Below are 18,134 nucleotides of genomic sequence, written 5' to 3' on the forward strand. Positions count from 1 at the left end.
TCGACCGGAACTATCACCAGAAGACCGACACCCTCGACCACATCAACCGCGTCGCGCTGGGCATCAACGGGGGCGGTGTCGCCTACGCCATCGGGTTGTATGCGCAGGATCTGGGCGGGCACAACGGAGTCCCCGCCGCGGCGGACCGCACGCGCCACGTGCTCGCCAAGCCATGACCCGCAGAACCGGCTTTGCACTGATCGTCGTCGTCGCGCTGCTGGCGGCCTGTTCGTCGCCCAAGCCGTCGCCCGCGGCCGCACCGGATCTCGGGCACGGCCTGGCGAAAAGGATCACCGCCGACCGGATGCTGGTCCACCTGCGCGCCTTGCAAGACATCGCGAACGCCAACAGGGGCACCCGGGCGGACGGCACCCCAGGCTATGACGCCAGCGTCGACTACGTCGCGAAAGCCCTGCGCGCCAGGGGGTTCGACGTCGCGACGCCGCAATTCGACCGGCTGTTCAACGTCGCGCTGGGTAAGCCGACGCTGACCGTGGCAGGCCAGAATTACACCGTCGACCAGGCCTCGCTGCTGGTGCAGACCCCACCCGGTGGCCTGACGGGCCAGCCGGTCCGGCCGCTGCGACCCTCCGGGTGTGCGGCCGCGGACTACCCGGCGACGGTGCCCGCGGGGTCGATCGCGATCGTCGACGACTCGCACTGCTCGGTGGTCGACAAGCAGAACAGCGCGGTGGCCAAGGGCGCGGCCGCCCTGATCGTGCTCAGCGCGCCCGACGGGCGCGGCGCCCCGCCGACGTTGTTCAACCCCGGCTACTTCAAACAGCTCACCGTGCCGGTAGCCGTCGTCGGCGCCTACGGGGCGGCCGCGCTGGCCTACGCCAGCGGGCCGATGCGCCTGGTGCTGGATGCCCGCAATGTCATGATCAGTTCGCGAAACGTGGTGGCGCAGAACAAGACCGGCTCGCCGCATGACGTGATCGTGGTCGGCGCCCACCTCGACGGGCCGCGCGTGGGCCCGGGCGTCAACGACAACGGGTCCGGGGTGGCCGCGGTGCTGGAGACGGCGCTGCAGCTGGGCCCCTTGGCGCCGGTAAGCAACGCGGTGCGGTTCGTCTTCTGGGGCGCCGACGAGGACGGCATCAACGGCGCTATGGATTACGTGTTCGGCATGACCCGTGAGCAACTCAACGACATCGCGATGTACCTCGACTTCACCATGCTGGCGTCGCCGAACGCGGGATTCTTCACCGACGACGGCGATCAATCGGGCCCGCCCGCACCGGGAATCACCCCGGCCGACGTGCCGGACGGCTCGGCCGGCATCGAGCGCACCCTGACCGGTTATTTGAGCCTGGCCGGCAAGCGGGCCGCGGACATGCCGCTGAACACCAGAACCGATTACCACCCCTTCATGGTCGCGGGCGTGCCGGTCGGGGGCATGACCACGGGCGCGGCGCAGCCGAAAACCGCGGTGCAGGCCCGCCTTTGGGGTGGCCAGGCGGGCGTCCCGTTCGACCCGAATTTCCAGACGCCACGCGACACCGTCGACAACGTCAACGCCGACGCGCTGGCCATCATGGGTGCCGGCGTCGGGTTCGCGGTGGGCACGTACGCCGAGTCCATCGGCGGTGTCAACGGTGTAGCGCCGCACGACAAGCGGCACCGCAGCCGGGTGCCCTAGCGCGGTTTGCTGGTTCTCAAGGGGTTCGCCCCCTTGCGGGCGCCCGCCCCTTTAGAATGAGTCCCTTGCTGCCCGGTCGGACGAGGACGGTCATGAACAGCCATGCGCTCAGGGCGACATTCGGTTGGTTGGCGACGGTCCTTCTGGTGGCGGGCTGCACCACTTTCGCCGACGGCCGCGCACTGTCGATGCTCAACGACCCCTTCATGGTCGCCGGCCTGCCCGCGGCCAACGGGCCCAGCGGGATCCGCCCCAACGGGCCCGCCCCGAACGGTCAGGTGCTCAACACCGACAACGGCGCGATCGACAAGCTCTCGCTGCTGTCGATCAACGACATCGAGGACTACTGGCAGTCGGTGTACGGCCAATCGCTGAAGGGCACCTTCCACCCGGTCAGCAAGTTCGTGTCGTACGACGCGACCAACCCCGACAGCCCGATCGTCTGCCATGCCCAGACCTACGACCTGGTCAACGCCTTCTTCACCGGCCGCTGCAATCTGATCGCCTGGGACCGCGGCGTGTTCATGCCCATCGCGCAGCAGTACTTCGGCGACATGGCCGTCACCGGGGTGCTGGCCCACGAATTCGGGCACGCCCTGCAGCAGATGGCGAAGCTGGTGACCAGACGGGACCCGACGTTGGTTCGCGAGCAGCAGGCCGACTGCTTCGCCGGCGTGTACCTGTTCTGGGTCGCCGATGGAAAATCGCCGCGCTTCACGTTGAGCACCGCCGACGGGCTCGACCATGTGCTGGCGGGGCTCATCACGCTACGTGACCCGGTCATGGACAGCGATACCGAAAGCGACGACGCGCACGGGTCGGCGATGGACCGGATCAGCGCCTTCCAGCAGGGCTTCATCAGCGGCGCGCCGGCCTGCGTCGCGATCAACAAGCAAGAGATCGAGCAGCGGCGCGGCGACCTGCCGACCACGCTGCGCACCGACACCCGCGGGGCGCATGAAAGCGGTGAGGTCCCGATCAACAAGGACACCTTGTCGACCTTGATGGAACTGCTGGGCGTCATCTTCGCGCCGAAGAACCCGCCGACGTTGTCCTATCAGGGCGCCGCGTGCCCCGACGCCAAGCCCAGCCCGCCGGCGTCGTACTGCCCGGGCACCAACACCATCGCCGTCGACCTGCCCGCCCTCGCCGTCCTGGGCAAGGTGTCCGCCGAGAAGCAGCACACCCTGCCACAGGGCGACGACACGGCCCTGTCGGTGGTGATGTCGCGGTACGCGTTGGCGGTGCAGCACGAGCGCGACCTGCCCATGCAAAGCCCGTGGACCGCGTTGCGGACGGCGTGCCTGACCGGTGTGGTGCACCGCAAGATGGCCGAACCGATCAGCCTGCCCTCACACAATCAGCTGCAGCTGACCGCCGGTGACTTGGACAAGGCGGTCGCCGGGCTGCTGATCAATCATCTGGTGGCCAGCGACGCCGACGGCACCAGCGTGCCCGCCGGATTCACCCGGATCGCCGCGTTTCGGGGCGGCGTGACCGGCAACATGGACGCCTGTTACTCGCGCTATCCCGGCTGAGCGTCGGCAACACCTAACTCCCTCAACCGAGTTCGGCGAGCCGGGGGATGAGCTCGTCGCCGATGCGGCGGATGAAGCCGACCGGGTCCGGGTTGCCCGGGAACGGGCCGGCGTTGACCATGTCGAAGCCCAGTTCCGCGAACCGTGCCACGGTCGCGAGGTAGCCGTCGAGATCCTCGAACGGGTCGACGAAATGCCCGACGGTCTTGCGGATCTCGGCGGGATCGCGGCCAACGGACTCGCAGTGCCGGTGCAACACCTCGACCTTGTGCTTGAGCTGGTCGACGTCGCCGACGGTGCTGTTCCAGACGTCGGCGTACTGCGCGACGAGGCGCAGCGTCTTCTTCTCACCATCACCGCCAATCAGGATCGGCGGGCGCCGGATCGGTTGGGGTTCGCAGATCGTCTCGGCCAACGCGTAGTGCTTGCCGTCGTAGGGGCCGTTGTCGTCGCTCCACATCTGCCGGCAGATCTGCAGCGTTTCCTCGAGCAGCTCGAAACGCTGGCTCACCGGCGGATACGGGAAACCCAGCGCGTGGTGTTCGCGTTCATACCAGGCCGCCCCGATGCCGAAAACGGCACGGCCAGTGGACAATACGTCCAGGGTGGTGAGCGCCTTGGCCAGCAGGCCCGGCTGGCGATAGGTCACGCCGGTCACCAGCAGCCCGAGCTCGATCGTGCTCGTCCGGCCGGCCAGGAAACCCAACGAGGTGTAACCCTCGAGGAAGGGGTCCTCCGCGCGTCCCATGCCCTCCATCTGGAAGAAGTGGTCGGCCAGCGTGAACAGCGTCGCACCGCCCTGCTCGGCCGCTATTGCGGCATCGGCCAGCGTCGGACCCAATGTGGCCGGATCGCCCGGTAGAAAGTCGATGAAGTGCAATCCGAGTTCCATTGTCCGTGAGTACCTTTCGTATCGCTACTGATCGGTCAGGCGCTCCAGCAGCGCGAGCGCCTCCAGGATGGTGCGGCGCTCGGACTCGGTGTAGCCGTCCTGCAACGTCCGTGCCAACCATTCCTCGCGCGCACGGCGGTCGCTCTCCGCGCGCTTGCGGCCGGCCTCGGTCAACGAGACCACCTGCCGCCGGCGGTCATCAGGGTCCGGCGTGCGTTCGATGAGCCCACGCTGCCTCAGTGCGGCCAGAATGGTCGCCATCGACTGCGGACGCACCTGCTCGGCCCCGGCCAACGCGCTGGCCGACGACGGACCGTCCTTCCACAGCCGTGTCAACACCGCCGTCTGCGACGGCGACAAGCCCTCGACCGCAACATCTTTCAAGCGGCGCCGCAACCGGCTGAACACCACCCGGATCTCGCGGGCCGCGGCCGCGGCGGAGTCCCCAATGCCCTCCACGCCACCACCCTAAAGTAGACAGCTAAAACTGTCCAGTTTTAGCTGTCTAAATTCGGCCGAGCAGCCCCAGAGCCGCGTCGACCGCCAGCGCCGCCACATTCAGCGTGCGCGACCGCAGGTCGTGGCGGGCGCCGGTGATCTCGACCAGCGCGGTCGACGCGGGGATCCGCGCCGCCGCGTCGGCGACCTCGGCCGGCGTGCCGAAGGGATCGGAGGTGCCGTGCGTGAACACCGTGGGCACCGCGATGTCGGGAAGATGCTCGACGCGCAGACGCTCCGGCTTGCCGGGCGGGTGCACCGGGTAGGAGAACAGCGTCAGCACGTCGACGGTCGGGGCCGCGCCGTCCTGTTGCTCGGCCACCACCATCGACGTTTGGCGGCCCCCATAGGAATGTCCGCCCGCGATCAGCGGGCCGTCGGCGAGGCCGCGACACAGCGTGACCGCTTCGACGATGCCCGCGCGGTCGGCGGCGGCGGAGCCCGACGGCGGCCCGGTGGGGCGGCGGCGACGATACGGCAGGTTGTAGCGCACCGCCAGCCAGCCCCGCCGGGCCCACTCGTCGCAAACCTGTTGCAGCAGCGGCGCGTCGCGATTGCCACCCGCGCCATGGGTCAGGACCACGACGCCCTGAGGCGACCCGTCGGGCTCGTGCGCGACCCCCGCGATCGGCTCGAGGTTCATGACAGCCGGAACAGCGGGGAGACGGGACCGTGGCCGTGGCCCAGCGGGTAAGAGGCGCGCAGACACGCGGTGACCCAGCGTTTCGCGAACCCGACCGCGTCCGGGACGGACGCGCCGTGGGCCAGCGCCGCCGCCGCGGCGGCCGCCAGCGTGTCACCGCCACCGTGGTCGTTGCCCGTGGACAGGCGCTCGGAATCGAACTCGACGAAGTTAGCGCCGTCGTAGAGCAGGTCGCAGCTGCGGTCGGACGAACGCAGGTGGCCGCCCTTGACCAGCACCCAGCGCGGCCCCAACGCGTGCAGCGCCTCGGCCGCAGCCCGCTGCGAGGCCGCGTCGACGACGTCGATGTCGACCAGCAGTCGCACCTCGTCGAGGTTCGGCGTCACCAACGTGGCCAACGGAAACAGCTGCCGCCGAAAGGAATCGAGGGCTGACGAGGCGAGCAGCGGATCCCCGTGCATTGACGCGCAGACCGGATCCACCACCAGGGGCGCCGACAGCCCGAGCCCGCGCCACGCCGCGGCGACCGCGTCGATGATGTCCGACGACGCAAGCATCCCGGTCTTGGCGGCGTGGATGCCGATGTCGTCGACCACCGCGTCGATCTGGCCGGCCACCACCTCGGCGGGCACCTCGTGAAAGCCCCGCACCCCCACCGTGTTCTGCACCGTGACGGCGGACACCGCGACGCACGCGTGCACACCCAACAGGGCGAGCGTGCGCAGGTCGGCCTGGATGCCCGCGCCGCCCCCGGAGTCCGATCCGGCGATCGTCAGCACCCGCAGCGGGGTGGTGCCCGGCGGCGGCAGGGGCAGATAATTCACCGGGGCGACAGCGGCAGATACACCCGATTGCCCTGCTCGGCGAATTCCTTTGACTTCTCGGCCATTCCGGAGGCCAGCATGGCCTCGATGTCGTCCTCGGTTTCCAGGCCGTGCTTGGCGGCGTAGTCCCGGACATCCTGGGTGATGCGCATCGAGCAGAACTTGGGCCCGCACATCGAGCAGAAGTGCGCCGTCTTGGCGGGCTCGGCCGGCAGCGTCTCGTCGTGGTATTCCCGCGCGGTGTCGGGATCCAGCGACAGCGCGAACTGGTCGTTCCAGCGGAACTCGAAACGCGCCTGGCTCAGCGCGTTGTCCCGTTCTTGCGCGTGCGGGTGCCCCTTCGCCAGGTCACCCGCGTGCGCCGCGATCTTGTAGGCGATCACGCCGTCCTTGACGTCCTTGCGGTCGGGCAGCCCCAGGTGCTCCTTGGGGGTCACGTAGCAGAGCATCGCGGTGCCGGCCTGGGCGATGATGGCGGCGCCGATCGCGGAGGTGATGTGGTCGTACGCCGGCGCGATGTCGGTCGCCAGCGGCCCCAAAGTGTAGAACGGGGCCTCCTCGCACCACTCCTCTTCCAGCCGCACGTTCTCGACGATCTTGTGCATCGGCACGTGGCCGGGGCCCTCGATCATGACCTGCACACCATGGGATTTCGCGATCTTGGTCAGCTCGCCCAGGGTGCGCAGCTCCGCGAACTGCGCGGCGTCGTTGGCGTCGGCGATCGATCCCGGCCGCAGCCCGTCGCCGAGCGAGAACGTGACGTCGTAGCGGGCGAAGATCTCGCAGAGCTCGTCAAAGTTGGTGTACAGGAACGATTCCCGGTGATGCGCCAGGCACCAGGCGGCCATGATCGAGCCGCCGCGGGACACGATGCCGGTGACCCGCTTGGCGGTCAGCGGCACGTAGCGCAGCAGCACGCCGGCGTGCACGGTCATGTAGTCGACGCCCTGCTCGCACTGCTCGATCACCGTGTCGCGGTAGATCTCCCAGGTGAGTTCGGTCGGGTCACCCTTGACCTTCTCCAGCGCCTGGTAGATCGGCACCGTGCCGACGGGCACCGGCGAATTCCGCAGGATCCACTCACGGGTCTCGTGGATGTTCTTGCCGGTGGACAAGTCCATGATGGTGTCCGCGCCCCACCGGGTGGCCCACACCATCTTGTCGACCTCCTCGGCGATCGACGACGTCACGGCCGAGTTGCCGATGTTCGCGTTGACCTTGGTCGCGAAGGCCTTGCCGATGATCATCGGCTCGATCTCGGGGTGGTTGTGGTTGGCCGGGATGACCGCGCGGCCGCGGGCGACCTCGTCGCGCACCAGCTCGGCGGGCATGCCCTCGCGGACCGCGATGTAGGCCATCTCGGCGGTGATCTCGCCGGCACGCGCCCGCTGCAACTGGGTGCCGCGGTCGCGCACCACGCCCGGCCGCGCCGGCAGTCCCTTCGTCAGGTCGACGCGAGCGGCGGCATCGGTGTAGGGGCCGGAGGTGTCGTAGAGGTCGAAGTGGTCGCCCGTCGACAGATGCACCCGCCGGAACGGAACCTGGGCGCCCGGCACCCCCGGCACGTCGCGGTAGGTCTTGCTGCTGCCCGCGATCGGCCCGGTGGTCACCGACGCGTCGACGGTCTCGGAAAGGACGTCAGTCATGATTTCTGCTCCCTACGCCGGCATTACCCGGTCAGGTTCGTACGGTCGACGGCCCTCAGCCGTCCTCTCAGCGCACTGGGCGTGCGCTCCCGCGTGTGATGGATGGGTCCGCACGCGACGTTACCCCCACCCCGGGCCGCACGGCATTCCGATCGGCGTTTCCGCCCAGGCGGTGGCCCGACGTGTCGGGTGGATGGAAAAATGCAACCGTGCAACAGCGCGGGGAGCGGAGCGCAGACGGCTCCGCCACTAGCAGCGGCCAAGAAGTGAGCCTGACCGACGGCGTGGCGCCCTACCTGAACGTGGGGTCGATCCGCTTCTGGTTCGTCGGCCAGCGGTGGGAATGGTCCGACGAGGTCGCCCGGATGCACGGCTACGAACCCGGCGAGGTGCAGCCCACCACCAAACTGTTGCTTTCCCACAAACACCCCGACGACCGGGCGCACGTCCAGGAGATCTTGGACTACGCCCTGCAATCGGCCGGCTCGTTTTCCAGCCGACACCGCTTCGTCGACACCACGGGCAGGGTGCACGACGCGATCGTGGTGGCCGACCGGATGCTCGACGATTCCGGCGTGGTGGTGGGCTCGGCCGGTTACTACATCGACCTGACCACAACCTTCGACGAAACCCGCCAGGAGGTCCTCGACTCCGCGCTGCCCGACTTATTCGACAACCGGGCCGCGATCGAGCAGGCCAAAGGCGTGCTGATGTACGTCTACCGGGTCAGCGCCGAGCAGGCCTTCCGGGTGCTGCAGTGGCGGTCGCAGGAGACCAACGTGAAGCTGCGGGCGCTGGCACGGCAGTTGCTGGTGGAGGTGACCAGCCTGCCGTCTCCGACGGCTCTGCAACAGAGCGAATTCGACCATTTGCTGCTGACGGTGCACGAACGGATTGGCGAGCAGTGAGCCGGGTAACCGCTGATTCGTGAAATGGCCAGTTCGCCAGGCGCTAGGCTCGGATGATCTGCAATGCGCGCCCGCGCATGCTCGCCGCCACATCGGGCTTAGCGGCGGCAGTATGGAAGATTGGCGGCGGCGAAAGGCAAGATGTTGTTGGCGGTCGAACACGAAGCCCACGAGGACGCCGTAATCGTGCGCGTCAAAGGCGATGTCGACTCCAGTACCGTTGACCAGCTCGTCGATCACCTGACCGGCGCGCTCAAGCTGGCCGCGACGCACCCCGCCAGGCTGGTCGTCGTCGACCTGCAAGCGGTGGACTTCTTCGGCAGCGCGGCGCTGAACGCGGTGCTCGACTGCCACGAGGACGGCAAGGCCGCCGGGACGGCGGTGCGGTTGGTGGCCAACCACGACCAGGTCCTGCGTCCCATCCAGGTCACCGAGCTGGACCGGATCTTCGACATCTCCCCGAGTTTGCCCGACGCGCTGCAGCGAAAACGACAACCGTGACCGCCCGCCTGCCGGCCGACCTTGCCGCAGCGGTGTCGCTAGGCGGCGAGATGGGCCGGCGGTTCGCCGAGTTCGACTGGGACTCGCACCCTTTAGGGTCTCCGCAGAGTTGGCCGAGCGAGGTCCGCGCGGCCGTCGCCACGACGCTGGCGTCGCGGTTCCCGCTGGCGCTGTGGCTGGGGCCCGAGGATCTGTTCGTCGTCTACAACGAGGCCTACATCGAGATCCTCGGCGACAAACATCCCGCCGCGCTGGGCCGGCCCGGCCGCGACGTGTGGTGGGACATCTGGGACTCGATCAATCCGATGCTCTCCGGGGTCGTCGCCACCGGGGAGGCGACCTGGTCGCGTGACCTGATGCTGGCGATGGTGACCGCCGGGCGGCGCGAGGAGCGCTACTTCACGTTCACCTACAGCCCGCTGATGGGCGCCGACGGTCGGCCGTTCGGCATCTTCTGCCCGTCCTACGAAACCACCGAACGGGTGCTCAGCGAACGCCGCCTGCACCTGCTCAACACGGTGGCCGCTGCCATGCTGGAAACCCGCAGCGTCGACGACGCCGTCGGCGTCGCCGTCACCGTGTGCGCCGGGCAACCCGCCGACCTGCCGTTCGTCGCCGTCTACGTCGAGGACGAGGCGGCGGGGGCCGTGACCCTGCGCGGCGCCACCACATCGGTGCTGCCGCTGCTGCCGCGGGAACTGGCGCAGCTCGCCGGCGGGGACGCGGCGACGCTGTCGCGCGCGGAGACGCGCCTCATCGACGACGTGGCGTCCGCGATCCCGGGCATCGCGGAGGTCCTGGGCCCCCACTGTCCCGAGCAGGCCCTGGTACTGCCGTTGGGGGAGGCCACCGTCGGCGGGGCGTTGGTGGTGGGCATCAGCCCGCGCCGTCCCCTCGACACCCAATACAGCGGCTTTTGTCAACTGCTCGCCGACCAGCTGTCGTCGACCTTCGCGTCGATTGTGTCCTACGAGCAGCAACGCCAGCGGGCCGACGCGCTGGTCGAACTGGACCGGGCCAAGACGGCGTTTCTGACCAACGTCAGCCACGAGTTTCGCACGCCCCTGACGCTGCTGCTGGGACCGCTGGACGACGCGTTGTCCGGTGCCGAGCCGGAAAGCGTTCTGGCCGAACGTCTTAGCACCGCGGGTCGCAACGCCAGGCGGTTGCAGCGCCTGGTTGACTCGCTGCTCGACTTCTCCCGCATCGAGGCCGGCCGCGCCAACGCGAAACTGGTGTGCACCGACGTCGGCGCGCTCACCGAGCAGATCGCCTCGTCCTTCGCCGAGCTGTGCCACCGCGCGGGGCTCGAGCTCGAACTGGACTGCGAGGCAGCGCTGGCCGACGTCGACGCGGCCATGTGGGAGACCATCGTGCTGAACCTGCTGTCGAACGCGGTCAAGTACACGCTGCGCGGCTCGATCGCGGTGCGGGTGCGCGCCGAGGCCGGGCGATGCTCGATCGCCGTGCGCGACACGGGAGTCGGCATCGACGCCGACGACGTCAACCGGTTGTTCGAGCGGTTCTACCGGGCCGACAACGCGCGTGGCCGCAGTGTCGAGGGCACCGGCATCGGGTTGTCGCTGGTGCGCGGGCTGGTCGAACTGCACCGCGGAACGGTGCACATCGACAGCGCGGTCGACCATGGCACCACCGTGACAATCTCACTCCCACAATCGAATTCGAGTGCCGCCCCCGACCAGGTGGCCGCCGGCGCGCCGGACGCCACCAACCCGTACGTCGCCGAGACGAGCCAGTGGGTGACCCCACTCGCCGAGCCCGATGCCGCACAGGATGCTCCCCACTCGGCGCGGCAGCTGGTGTTGATCGCCGACGACAACGCCGACATGCGCGCGCACATCGACCGGGTGTTGTCGCCCCGCTACGACACCGTGCTGGTCGCCGACGGTGACTCGGCGTTGGCCACCGCGCGCAAGGTGCATCCCGACGCGATCGTCACCGACGTGATGATGCCCGGACTGGACGGCTTCGGGTTTGTCGCGGCCGTGCGCGCGGACCCGACACTGGCCGCGACGCCGATCCTGATGTTGTCCGCGCGCGCCGGGGTCGAAGCCATCGACGAGGGCTTCGCCGGCGGGGCCGACGATTACCTGCTCAAGCCGTTCCGCTCCCAAGAGCTGATCGACCGGGTCGCCTCCCGGCTGTCCGCGGTCGACCGGGAACGCGAACGCCAGCGCCGCGAGGCGCAGTCGCGCCTGGCGTCCGACCTGGTGCACCTGGACTCGGCGCTGCAGGGCACCGACTCGATCGCCGGGATCATGGACGCGCTGCTGGGTTCGCCGTTCGGCTCGGGTGATGCCGCCGCGGTCGCCATCGGCGTGCTGGAAGGCGAACACCACGTCCGGTTCGAATACGCGGGCAAGCTGCCGACGGAATTGCGCGACCGCTACCACGTGGTGGCCCTCGACGCCCCGTTGATCGGGGCCGACGTGGTCCGCACCGGCGAGGCGATGATCGTCGGCGACACCCTGCAGTTGCCGTCCCGCTACGCCCAAGCCGCCGAGGATTCCGCGGCGGCCGTACGCGCCTGCGTGGCACAGCCGTTGCGCGACAACGCCGGTCGGGTCATCGGAACGCTGGCGCTGCTGTGGCCCGCGCCGCGCCAGTTCGACGCGGCCGACCTGGAGACCTTCGGCCGGACGGCCGAGCTCACCTCGGCGGCGCTGGACCGGGTCCGCGTCGCGGCGCGCGAACACCGCATCGCGGTGGACTTCCAGGAACACCTGCTCGACTTGGACCGCGGCTCGACCGCCGCCGTCGTCGCGGCCGTGTACCAGCCGGCCGGCGAGGCGATGCGCGTCGGGGGGGACTGGTATTCGGTCACCCCGCTGAATCGTCCCGGCACGCTGGCGTTCTCGGTCGGGGACGTGGTGGGGCACGGCCTGCCCGCGGCGATCGTGATGAGCCGGCTGCGCGCCGCGGTGGCCGCCACCGCGCTCACCACCGCCGAGCCCGACGCCGTGCTGGGCGGCCTCGACAGGTACGCCCGCAGCGTCTCGGGTGCCCGTTGCGCGACCCTGGCGTACGGGGTCATCGAGGCCGGCACGCACGGCGAGGGGTCCACCGTGAGCTACAGCTGCGCGGGCCACCCGTACCCGCTGTTGGTGGAGCCCGACGGCCGGACCCGCTTCCTGGATGGGGGCCGCCGGCCGCCGGTGGCCGTCGCGGAAATGGACACCGAGAACCGTCCCGACGACACCACGGCGACGGCGACGTTGCCGCCGGGCAGCCTGCTGCTGCTCTACACCGACGGCCTCATGGAGCGGCTCGGCGAGACCCTCGACGAGGGGTTCGCCCGCCTGAAAACCGTTGCGGCCCAATGCGCCAACCTCCCGGTCGAGGCGGTGTGCGCCGAGCTGCTGGCCCAGATGGCGCCCCCAACCGGTTACCGCGACGACGTCGTGGTGCTCGCGCTGCGCCCGAGCCACTGCGCCGCCACCAGCTTCGCCTCCGTGCTGCCGGCCGTGCCGGGGCAGATCCCGATCGCGCGGGAAAAGCTGCGGGACTGGCTGGCCCTGATCGGCGTCACACCGCGAAGCGAGACGGACATCCTGCTGGCGACCGGCGAAGCCGTCACCAACGCGATCGAACACGGCAACCGCCGTGAGCCGCGCGGCACGGTGTCGGTCGAAGGTTTCCTGCGCGCAGGCACCGTGACGATCACGGTGAGTGACACGGGGCGGTGGGTCGGCGACTCCTCGGCGAGCCTGTTCAGCAAGCGGCGCGGGCGCGGCCTCACCCTGATGAGCGGGCTGGCCGACCACGTCGACACCCGCCGCACTCCGGGCGGCACGCGGGTCACCTTGCGGTTCGACAACACCCAGGAAGACTGACCGGCTCCGCTAGGCCTGTGCTAGGCCTCCTCCATGGCCTCGCCGAGCTCCTCCAACAGCCTGTTGCGGTGGTTGCTGGCCAGGAAGTGCCCGGCGGCGATGACGACAGCGACCGGCCAATCGATCAGCTCGAACGCCGCGAGGGCCGCCAGGCCACCGAAGTAGGCCAGCTGTTCGGGCCGGGGAATCTCCACCTGGCCCACGACCGGCAGGTTGACCGCGAACGTTTCGCCCTCGCGGATCTTCTGCACCGCCTCGCGCTGAGAGGTGCCCTTTCGCGACTTCTTTTCCGCCATCATTTGCCTTTCGGTAACGAAGGGTTTGCCGCCTCGCCGGGTACTCCGACCACCGTCGGTCTTATGTCGACGATGACCGACTCTGGGGGCGATCCACTTGTTTCGTCGGTTGCTTCGGTGCTGCGGGTTCCGCTAGTGGAACTCTATGCGCTGTTGTGGCGGGCGGGGGTTGTCGAGATTCACCGTCGGGAACGGGCGCCGCTTCGCTCGGCACGGCCGGCGTCCCGCGCGGCGCGGGGCCCGGTGTGCCCCGACCCGTCAGCGCACGATTCGCAACGCCAATCGCGACCGTCGCCGCAGCAGCGGATCCCAGCCCTTGCGCCCAGCCGACGGGACCCAGCGGAGTACAGCCAAGCAACTGGCTGACCCCGGGGATGCTGATCAGCGTTCCCATGGCGGCCAGTGACCCCACCGCGGTGAACACCACGAGCGGCGCGCGGGAATCCAGCAGCGTCTGACCCAGTTCGGCGCCGACCAGCGCCACCAGGGCCACCGTGGACGCGCGTTGCGGGCGTCCGGTCGCGCTCCCCAGCGCCCACGCCGCCGTGGTGGCGGCGGCCGTGGTGACGCCGCGGATCGCGACCGCGCGCCACAGCGCGGGCTGGTCGGGACCCCGCACCGCGGGGTCGAGCGAGCTGGTCGGCTTGCTGACCGCCAGGGCGGCGGCCGGCAGCGCGTCGGTCATCATGTTGACCAGCAGCAGTTGGCGGGTGTTCAGCGGCGACGTCCCGGTGAGCGCGCTGCCCACGACCGCGAACAGCACCTCCCCGGCGTTGCCGCCCAGCAGCACCGACACGGCCGACTGCACCCGGTGCCAAAGCTGTCGACCCTCCTGGATCGCCTCGGTCAGCCCCTCGATACGCGCGTCGACCAGCACCACGTCGGCCGCCAGGTGCGCCGGGTCGCTGCCGCCCGCGACGACGCCGATGCCCACCGTGGCGGCGCGGATGGCGGCCGCGTCGTTGGCGCCGTCGCCGACCATGGCCGTCCGCACCCCGGCCGACTCCAGGGTCTGCACCACCTGGACCTTGTTCTCGGGTGTCATCCGGGCGAAGACCACCCGCTCGCCGACCACCCGCTCCTGATCTTTGCGGGACAGCGAGTCCCACTGCGCGCCGCTGATGACCTGCTCGGTAGTCACCGACAGGCCCAACTCGGCCGCGATCGCCGTCGCGGTGATGGGATGGTCACCGGTGATCAGCTTGACGCCCACGCCCTGACGGCCCAGGTCGGCGAGCAGCCCGGCCGCCGCCGGGCGGGGGGTGTCGGACAATCCGAGGAAGCCCGTCAGCGTCAGGCCGTCGCGGGTGTGCTCGGCCAGATCGTCGGGATTCTGCCGGATGGCCCGCGCCTGGGCGGCGGTGAGCTGCCGGCGCGCCACGGCGATCACCCGCAGGCCCCCGGTGGCCATGCCCGCCACCGCCTCCTCGGCTGCGGCGCCGGTGTCGCCGCACGCGGCCAGCACCACCTCGGGCGCGCCCTTGACGGTCAATTCGCGGCCGGTGAGCGAGGCGGAGAACGATCTGCCCGACCGGAACGGCAGGTGCGCGTCGGGCGCAGTGGTGCTGGCGGACTCGTCGGCCGCCTCGACGATCGCGACGTCGGTGGCGTGGATCTGCGGACCACCGTTGGACGGCGGGGCGGCGTGCGCGGCGCAGCGCAGCACCTCCTCGCGCGACGTGCCCGGTGCCGGTTGCACCTGCGCCACCCGGAGGCGGTTCTCGCTGAGCGTTCCGGTCTTGTCGAAGCAGACCACGTCGATGCGCCCGAGCGCCTCCACCGACCGCGGCACGCGCACCAGGGCGCCGAACTTCGTCAACCGCCGCGCCGAGGCCGCCTGGGCCAGGGTCGCGACCAGCGGCATGCCTTCGGGCACCGCGGCGACGGCGATCGCGATCCCGCTGGCCACCGCCTCGCGCAGCACCGTGCCCCGCAGCAGACCCAGCGCGCCCACCAGCGCCCCGCCCGTCACGCTGACCGGGAACGCCTGGTTGGTGAGCTGGCTGAGCTGGTGCTGCAAGCCGATGTCCGACGAGTTGTCCCCGGAGACCAGCTCGGCGGCGCGGCGTTCCTGGGTGTCGGCGCCGACGGCGGTCACCACCGCGACCGCGGTGCCCGCCACCACCGTGGTGCCGGCGTAAAGCATGCAGCGCCGCTCGGCCAGATCGGCGCCGGGCGTGGCGTCGACCTGCTTTTCCACCGACAGCGACTCACCGGTCAGCGGCGACTCGTCGACCTCGACGTCGACCTCCTCGATGATGCGCGCATCGGCGGGCACCACCTCGTGGGTGCGCACCTCGATGACGTCGCCGGGCTGCAGCTGCGCCGCGATGGCGTCGCGGTAGAGCCGCTCGCCGTCCGGCCCGTCGAGCACCTTGCGGGCCGGCGGAACCTGTTGCGCCAGCAAGTGATTCAGCCGGTTCTCGGCGCGCAGTCGCTGGCTGGCCGCGAGAATCGAGTTCCCGGTCAGAACCGAGAAGACCAGGACCGCGTCCACCGGCGAGCCGAGCACCGCACTGGCTGCGGACCCCAGCGCCAGCACCGGCGTCAGGGGATCGCTCAGCTCGGCGCGCACGGCGTTGAGGAACTGTACGACGGCGCGCCCGCGCGTCGCGGGCGGCTCGGCGCCGACGGCGGCCAGGGCGAGCGCGTCCCGCTCGCCCGCCGGTTCGTCCTGCGGCGGCGGCAACGCCCGACGGACCTGCTCGACGGACATCGCGTGCCACTCCTGCCCGGGCGCCGGGCGCGGCGGATCCTCGTTGAGGACGCCACGGGCCAGCAGGTATCCGGACAGCACACCGGCGGCCGCGCCGGTGGCCACCGGTCCGCGCCCGATCCCCGGGACGCCGGGAATCATCAGCAACGACCCCATGGCGGTGCCCCCGGCCGCGAGGCCGACCCCGCGTTGGGCGGCGGCCCGGGCCGCGGGCAGTGCGCGCAGCACCCGCCATGCGGCCGCCAGGTCGGGCAACAGCAGGTCGGCATACCACGGCGGGGGCCCGGCCCCGGGGCGCGGCATGACGCCGAGCGCCACGTCAGCCGCCCAAATCCGCTGTGCAACAGGCGAACTCAGAATCGCTACGGTCTGGCCCGCGTCTTGCAGGTCGGCGATGAGGCCGGCGAGCGCGGCGTCGACGGTGTCACCCGCCAACGGCCGGACCTCGTCGAAGGCGGGTCGCAACTCGCCCAGCGATTCGTCGTCGACGGTGAGCAAGTCCAACCCGGTCCGGCGGGCCTCGGCGATGACGGCGGGCGCCAGCGGGTCGTGGGACAGCGCGAACAGGGCCTCGGCGGCGGAATCGGGTGCGGCGGCGGCGATGCCGGGCAGGGGGCGCCAGCCGGGCCGCAACCCCGCGTTCTCCAGCATCAGCTGCGCGCGGGACCACGCGGCGGTGAGCTCGGAGTCCTGGGCGCCCCGGACCCGCGACACCCGCAGCGCATCGGTGCACAGGATGCGGGGATCGACCACCACAGCGTCGACGCGGTCGAGGCGGCGCAGCGCCTCGGGCCGCAACGCCAGCACGTCGTGCCGGTCGGCCAGACCACGCCCGAGCGCCGCGGCGAACGCCTCGGGCGTGGTGCGGTTCGCCGACGGCGCGCTCACCAGGACGGACAGCGCGGCCGCGTTGACATTGCGGGTGGTCGCTCCGACGACGGCGGCGCTGAGCGCCTGGATCAGCGCGAAGCGGCCGGCGTGGTGGTCCGTGGGCCGCCCGCGCGGCGGCTTGTGCTGCGCCGAGGCATCGGTGTCCGGGTGGTCGGCGTGCTGAGCCAGCACCGGTTCGTGGTGCCGCCACGCTCGCGCCTCGGCCCTGCTCTCGGCGGCCTTCAGCGACTGCAGCAGCACGCCCACCGACAGCGACGCGCGAGACAGCGTCGCGGTTTCGGCGGCCGTCGCCGCCAGCGCGATCACCGTGTCAGTGGCCGGCCGGCCGATGCGGTCCTCGACCACCCGGCGCAGCCAGGGCTGATAGTCGACGGCCACCACCGCCGCCAGGACGCCCAGCGGCGCGCGCGGCCAGCGCAGCGCGCGGCCGGTCATCGCGATGCCCAAGCCGGCCGCGCTCGCCGCGACCGTCGCCGCCCTGGTCGCCAGCACCGCGCCGTCCCCAGGCAGGCTGGTCGGGCGTCCCGTCGGCTTGACGAATTCCGTTTCCGCATAACGCTTTTCGGCGTGCTCGACGATCCGGCACAGATCGCGCAGCGACGCGTCTTCGCCGCCGAAGGAGACGACCACCCGGGACAGCGGGTAGTTGAGCTCGGCCGCGGCGACGCCGGGGTGGGCCCGGACGGCCTCGAGGACGCGGCCGCCCAGCTCGGCGTCGGCGGCGGCGCCGAGTCCGCGCACCTCGATCCAGGCGCGGTCGCCGCCGCGCCAGCAGCGGCGGCTCAGCGGCCCCTGCGGCAGGTCGCCCGTCAGGACGCGGGCGCCCTCGCGCAGCGGAATCGCCGCAACGGTGAGGCTCGTCCCGACCAGGGCGGTCGTCGCCTGCACGCCGGCGGCCAGCGCCCGCACCGGGCCGGCTCGTTGTATTGACGTTGCGATGCTCAAAGCGGGGGTACGGGGTTCCTCTTAGTCAGCTGTCGCCGGACCGCGCGTCAGTTGGTGCTGCGGAGCGGGGGCGTTCCCGCGCGGCGACCGGCGGCCTTCTTGGCCGGCGCCTTGCGGGCCGCCTTCTGCGGCGCGGCGTCGCCCGCCGGGGCGGGTCGCGGGGTCTGGGCCTTGGGCTCGGGCTCGGGCTCGGCGGGCACGGCCTTGAGGCTGGCCTTGGGTGCGGGCGCGTCGTGTTTGCGGCCCAACCGTTGCAGCAGCAGGGCGCCGCCGCCGACGGCCAGGAGCACCGGCCACTCGATCAGCCCGGCCACCCCCAGCGCGCCGAACGCTACCGCCG

Annotated in this window: 12 protein-coding genes, 3 pseudogenes and 1 riboswitch; of the genes and pseudogenes, 7 read left to right on the forward strand and 8 right to left on the reverse strand. The window is 70.7% G+C overall.

The features are described 5' to 3' along the window. From A5714_RS26100 to A5714_RS11735, 3 genes and pseudogenes are all read left to right on the forward strand, one after another. Positions 1-176 (forward strand): annotated as a pseudogene (locus A5714_RS26100) (amidohydrolase); the annotation flags it as partial. Further along, on the forward strand, positions 173-1,642 hold the full coding sequence (locus tag A5714_RS11730) for a M28 family peptidase (RefSeq protein ID WP_068285367.1): 1,470 nt from the start codon (positions 173-175) through the stop codon (positions 1,640-1,642). The pseudogene A5714_RS26100 and the gene A5714_RS11730, both read left to right, overlap by 4 nt. 92 nt (positions 1,643-1,734) lie before the next feature. After that, a complete protein-coding gene (locus tag A5714_RS11735; RefSeq protein WP_068285369.1) occupies positions 1,735-3,180 on the forward strand; it encodes a peptidase in 1,446 nt (481 codons plus the stop codon). A 22-nt stretch (positions 3,181-3,202) separates the two neighbouring features. Here the strand turns inward: A5714_RS11735 and A5714_RS11740 are convergent, their stop codons facing one another. The 5 genes from A5714_RS11740 to thiC form a co-directional block, all read right to left on the reverse strand. Further along, positions 3,203-4,072 (reverse strand): LLM class F420-dependent oxidoreductase, encoded by an 870-nt coding sequence (locus A5714_RS11740; RefSeq protein WP_068285371.1) that lies wholly within the window; start codon positions 4,070-4,072, stop codon positions 3,203-3,205. A gap of 24 nt (positions 4,073-4,096) precedes the next feature. Continuing rightward, positions 4,097-4,531: a MarR family winged helix-turn-helix transcriptional regulator gene (locus tag A5714_RS11745; protein ID WP_068070998.1), complete on the reverse strand. Its 435-nt coding sequence runs from the start codon at positions 4,529-4,531 to the stop codon at positions 4,097-4,099. A 46-nt stretch (positions 4,532-4,577) separates the two neighbouring features. Next, a complete protein-coding gene (locus A5714_RS11750; RefSeq protein WP_068071000.1) occupies positions 4,578-5,213 on the reverse strand; it encodes an alpha/beta family hydrolase in 636 nt (211 codons plus the stop codon). Beyond that, the gene (gene thiD / locus A5714_RS11755; RefSeq protein WP_068285373.1) at positions 5,210-6,037 is read right to left on the reverse strand and encodes a bifunctional hydroxymethylpyrimidine kinase/phosphomethylpyrimidine kinase; all 828 of its coding nucleotides are present in this window, start codon (positions 6,035-6,037) and stop codon (positions 5,210-5,212) included. The genes A5714_RS11750 and thiD overlap by 4 nt, the downstream gene beginning before the upstream one ends. Continuing rightward, positions 6,034-7,683 (reverse strand): phosphomethylpyrimidine synthase ThiC, encoded by a 1,650-nt coding sequence (gene thiC, locus A5714_RS11760; RefSeq protein ID WP_068071004.1) that lies wholly within the window; start codon positions 7,681-7,683, stop codon positions 6,034-6,036. Before thiC ends, thiD begins: the two co-directional genes overlap by 4 nt. Next, positions 7,676-7,786: riboswitch (TPP riboswitch) on the reverse strand. Its footprint overlaps the gene before it by 8 nt. A 163-nt stretch (positions 7,787-7,949) precedes the next feature. On the opposite strand from thiC, the gene A5714_RS11765 reads away from it, so the two are divergent. From A5714_RS11765 to A5714_RS11775, 3 genes are all read left to right on the forward strand, one after another. Continuing rightward, positions 7,950-8,591: a PAS and ANTAR domain-containing protein gene (locus tag A5714_RS11765; protein WP_068071008.1), complete on the forward strand. Its 642-nt coding sequence runs from the start codon at positions 7,950-7,952 to the stop codon at positions 8,589-8,591. A gap of 141 nt (positions 8,592-8,732) precedes the next feature. Beyond that, on the forward strand, positions 8,733-9,092 hold the full coding sequence (locus tag A5714_RS11770; RefSeq protein WP_068285375.1) for an STAS domain-containing protein: 360 nt from the start codon (positions 8,733-8,735) through the stop codon (positions 9,090-9,092). After that, complete coding sequence (locus A5714_RS11775) at positions 9,089-12,946, forward strand: SpoIIE family protein phosphatase (protein ID WP_068285377.1); 3,858 nt, start codon at positions 9,089-9,091, stop codon at positions 12,944-12,946. Before A5714_RS11770 ends, A5714_RS11775 begins: the two co-directional genes overlap by 4 nt. Before the next feature lie 20 nt (positions 12,947-12,966). Here the strand turns inward: A5714_RS11775 and A5714_RS11780 are convergent, their stop codons facing one another. Continuing rightward, complete coding sequence (locus A5714_RS11780) at positions 12,967-13,242, reverse strand: hypothetical protein (protein WP_156671386.1); 276 nt, start codon at positions 13,240-13,242, stop codon at positions 12,967-12,969. Between the two features lie 72 nt (positions 13,243-13,314). On the opposite strand from A5714_RS11780, the gene A5714_RS27435 reads away from it, so the two are divergent. Then, positions 13,315-13,608: an Rv1535 domain-containing protein gene (locus tag A5714_RS27435; protein ID WP_255396710.1), complete on the forward strand. Its 294-nt coding sequence runs from the start codon at positions 13,315-13,317 to the stop codon at positions 13,606-13,608. On the opposite strand, the pseudogene A5714_RS27615 reads toward A5714_RS27435, so the two are convergent. Next, a pseudogene (locus A5714_RS27615) lies at positions 13,583-17,284 on the reverse strand (HAD-IC family P-type ATPase); the annotation flags it as partial. The gene A5714_RS27435 and the pseudogene A5714_RS27615 sit on opposite strands and share 26 nt — an antisense overlap. Positions 17,285-17,841: 557 nt before the next feature. Continuing rightward, a pseudogene (locus A5714_RS26580) lies at positions 17,842-18,134 on the reverse strand (hypothetical protein); the annotation flags it as partial.

It is taken from the genome of Mycobacterium sp. E2462 (assembly GCF_001672685.1).
Classification (GTDB): Bacteria; Actinomycetota; Actinomycetes; order Mycobacteriales; family Mycobacteriaceae; genus Mycobacterium.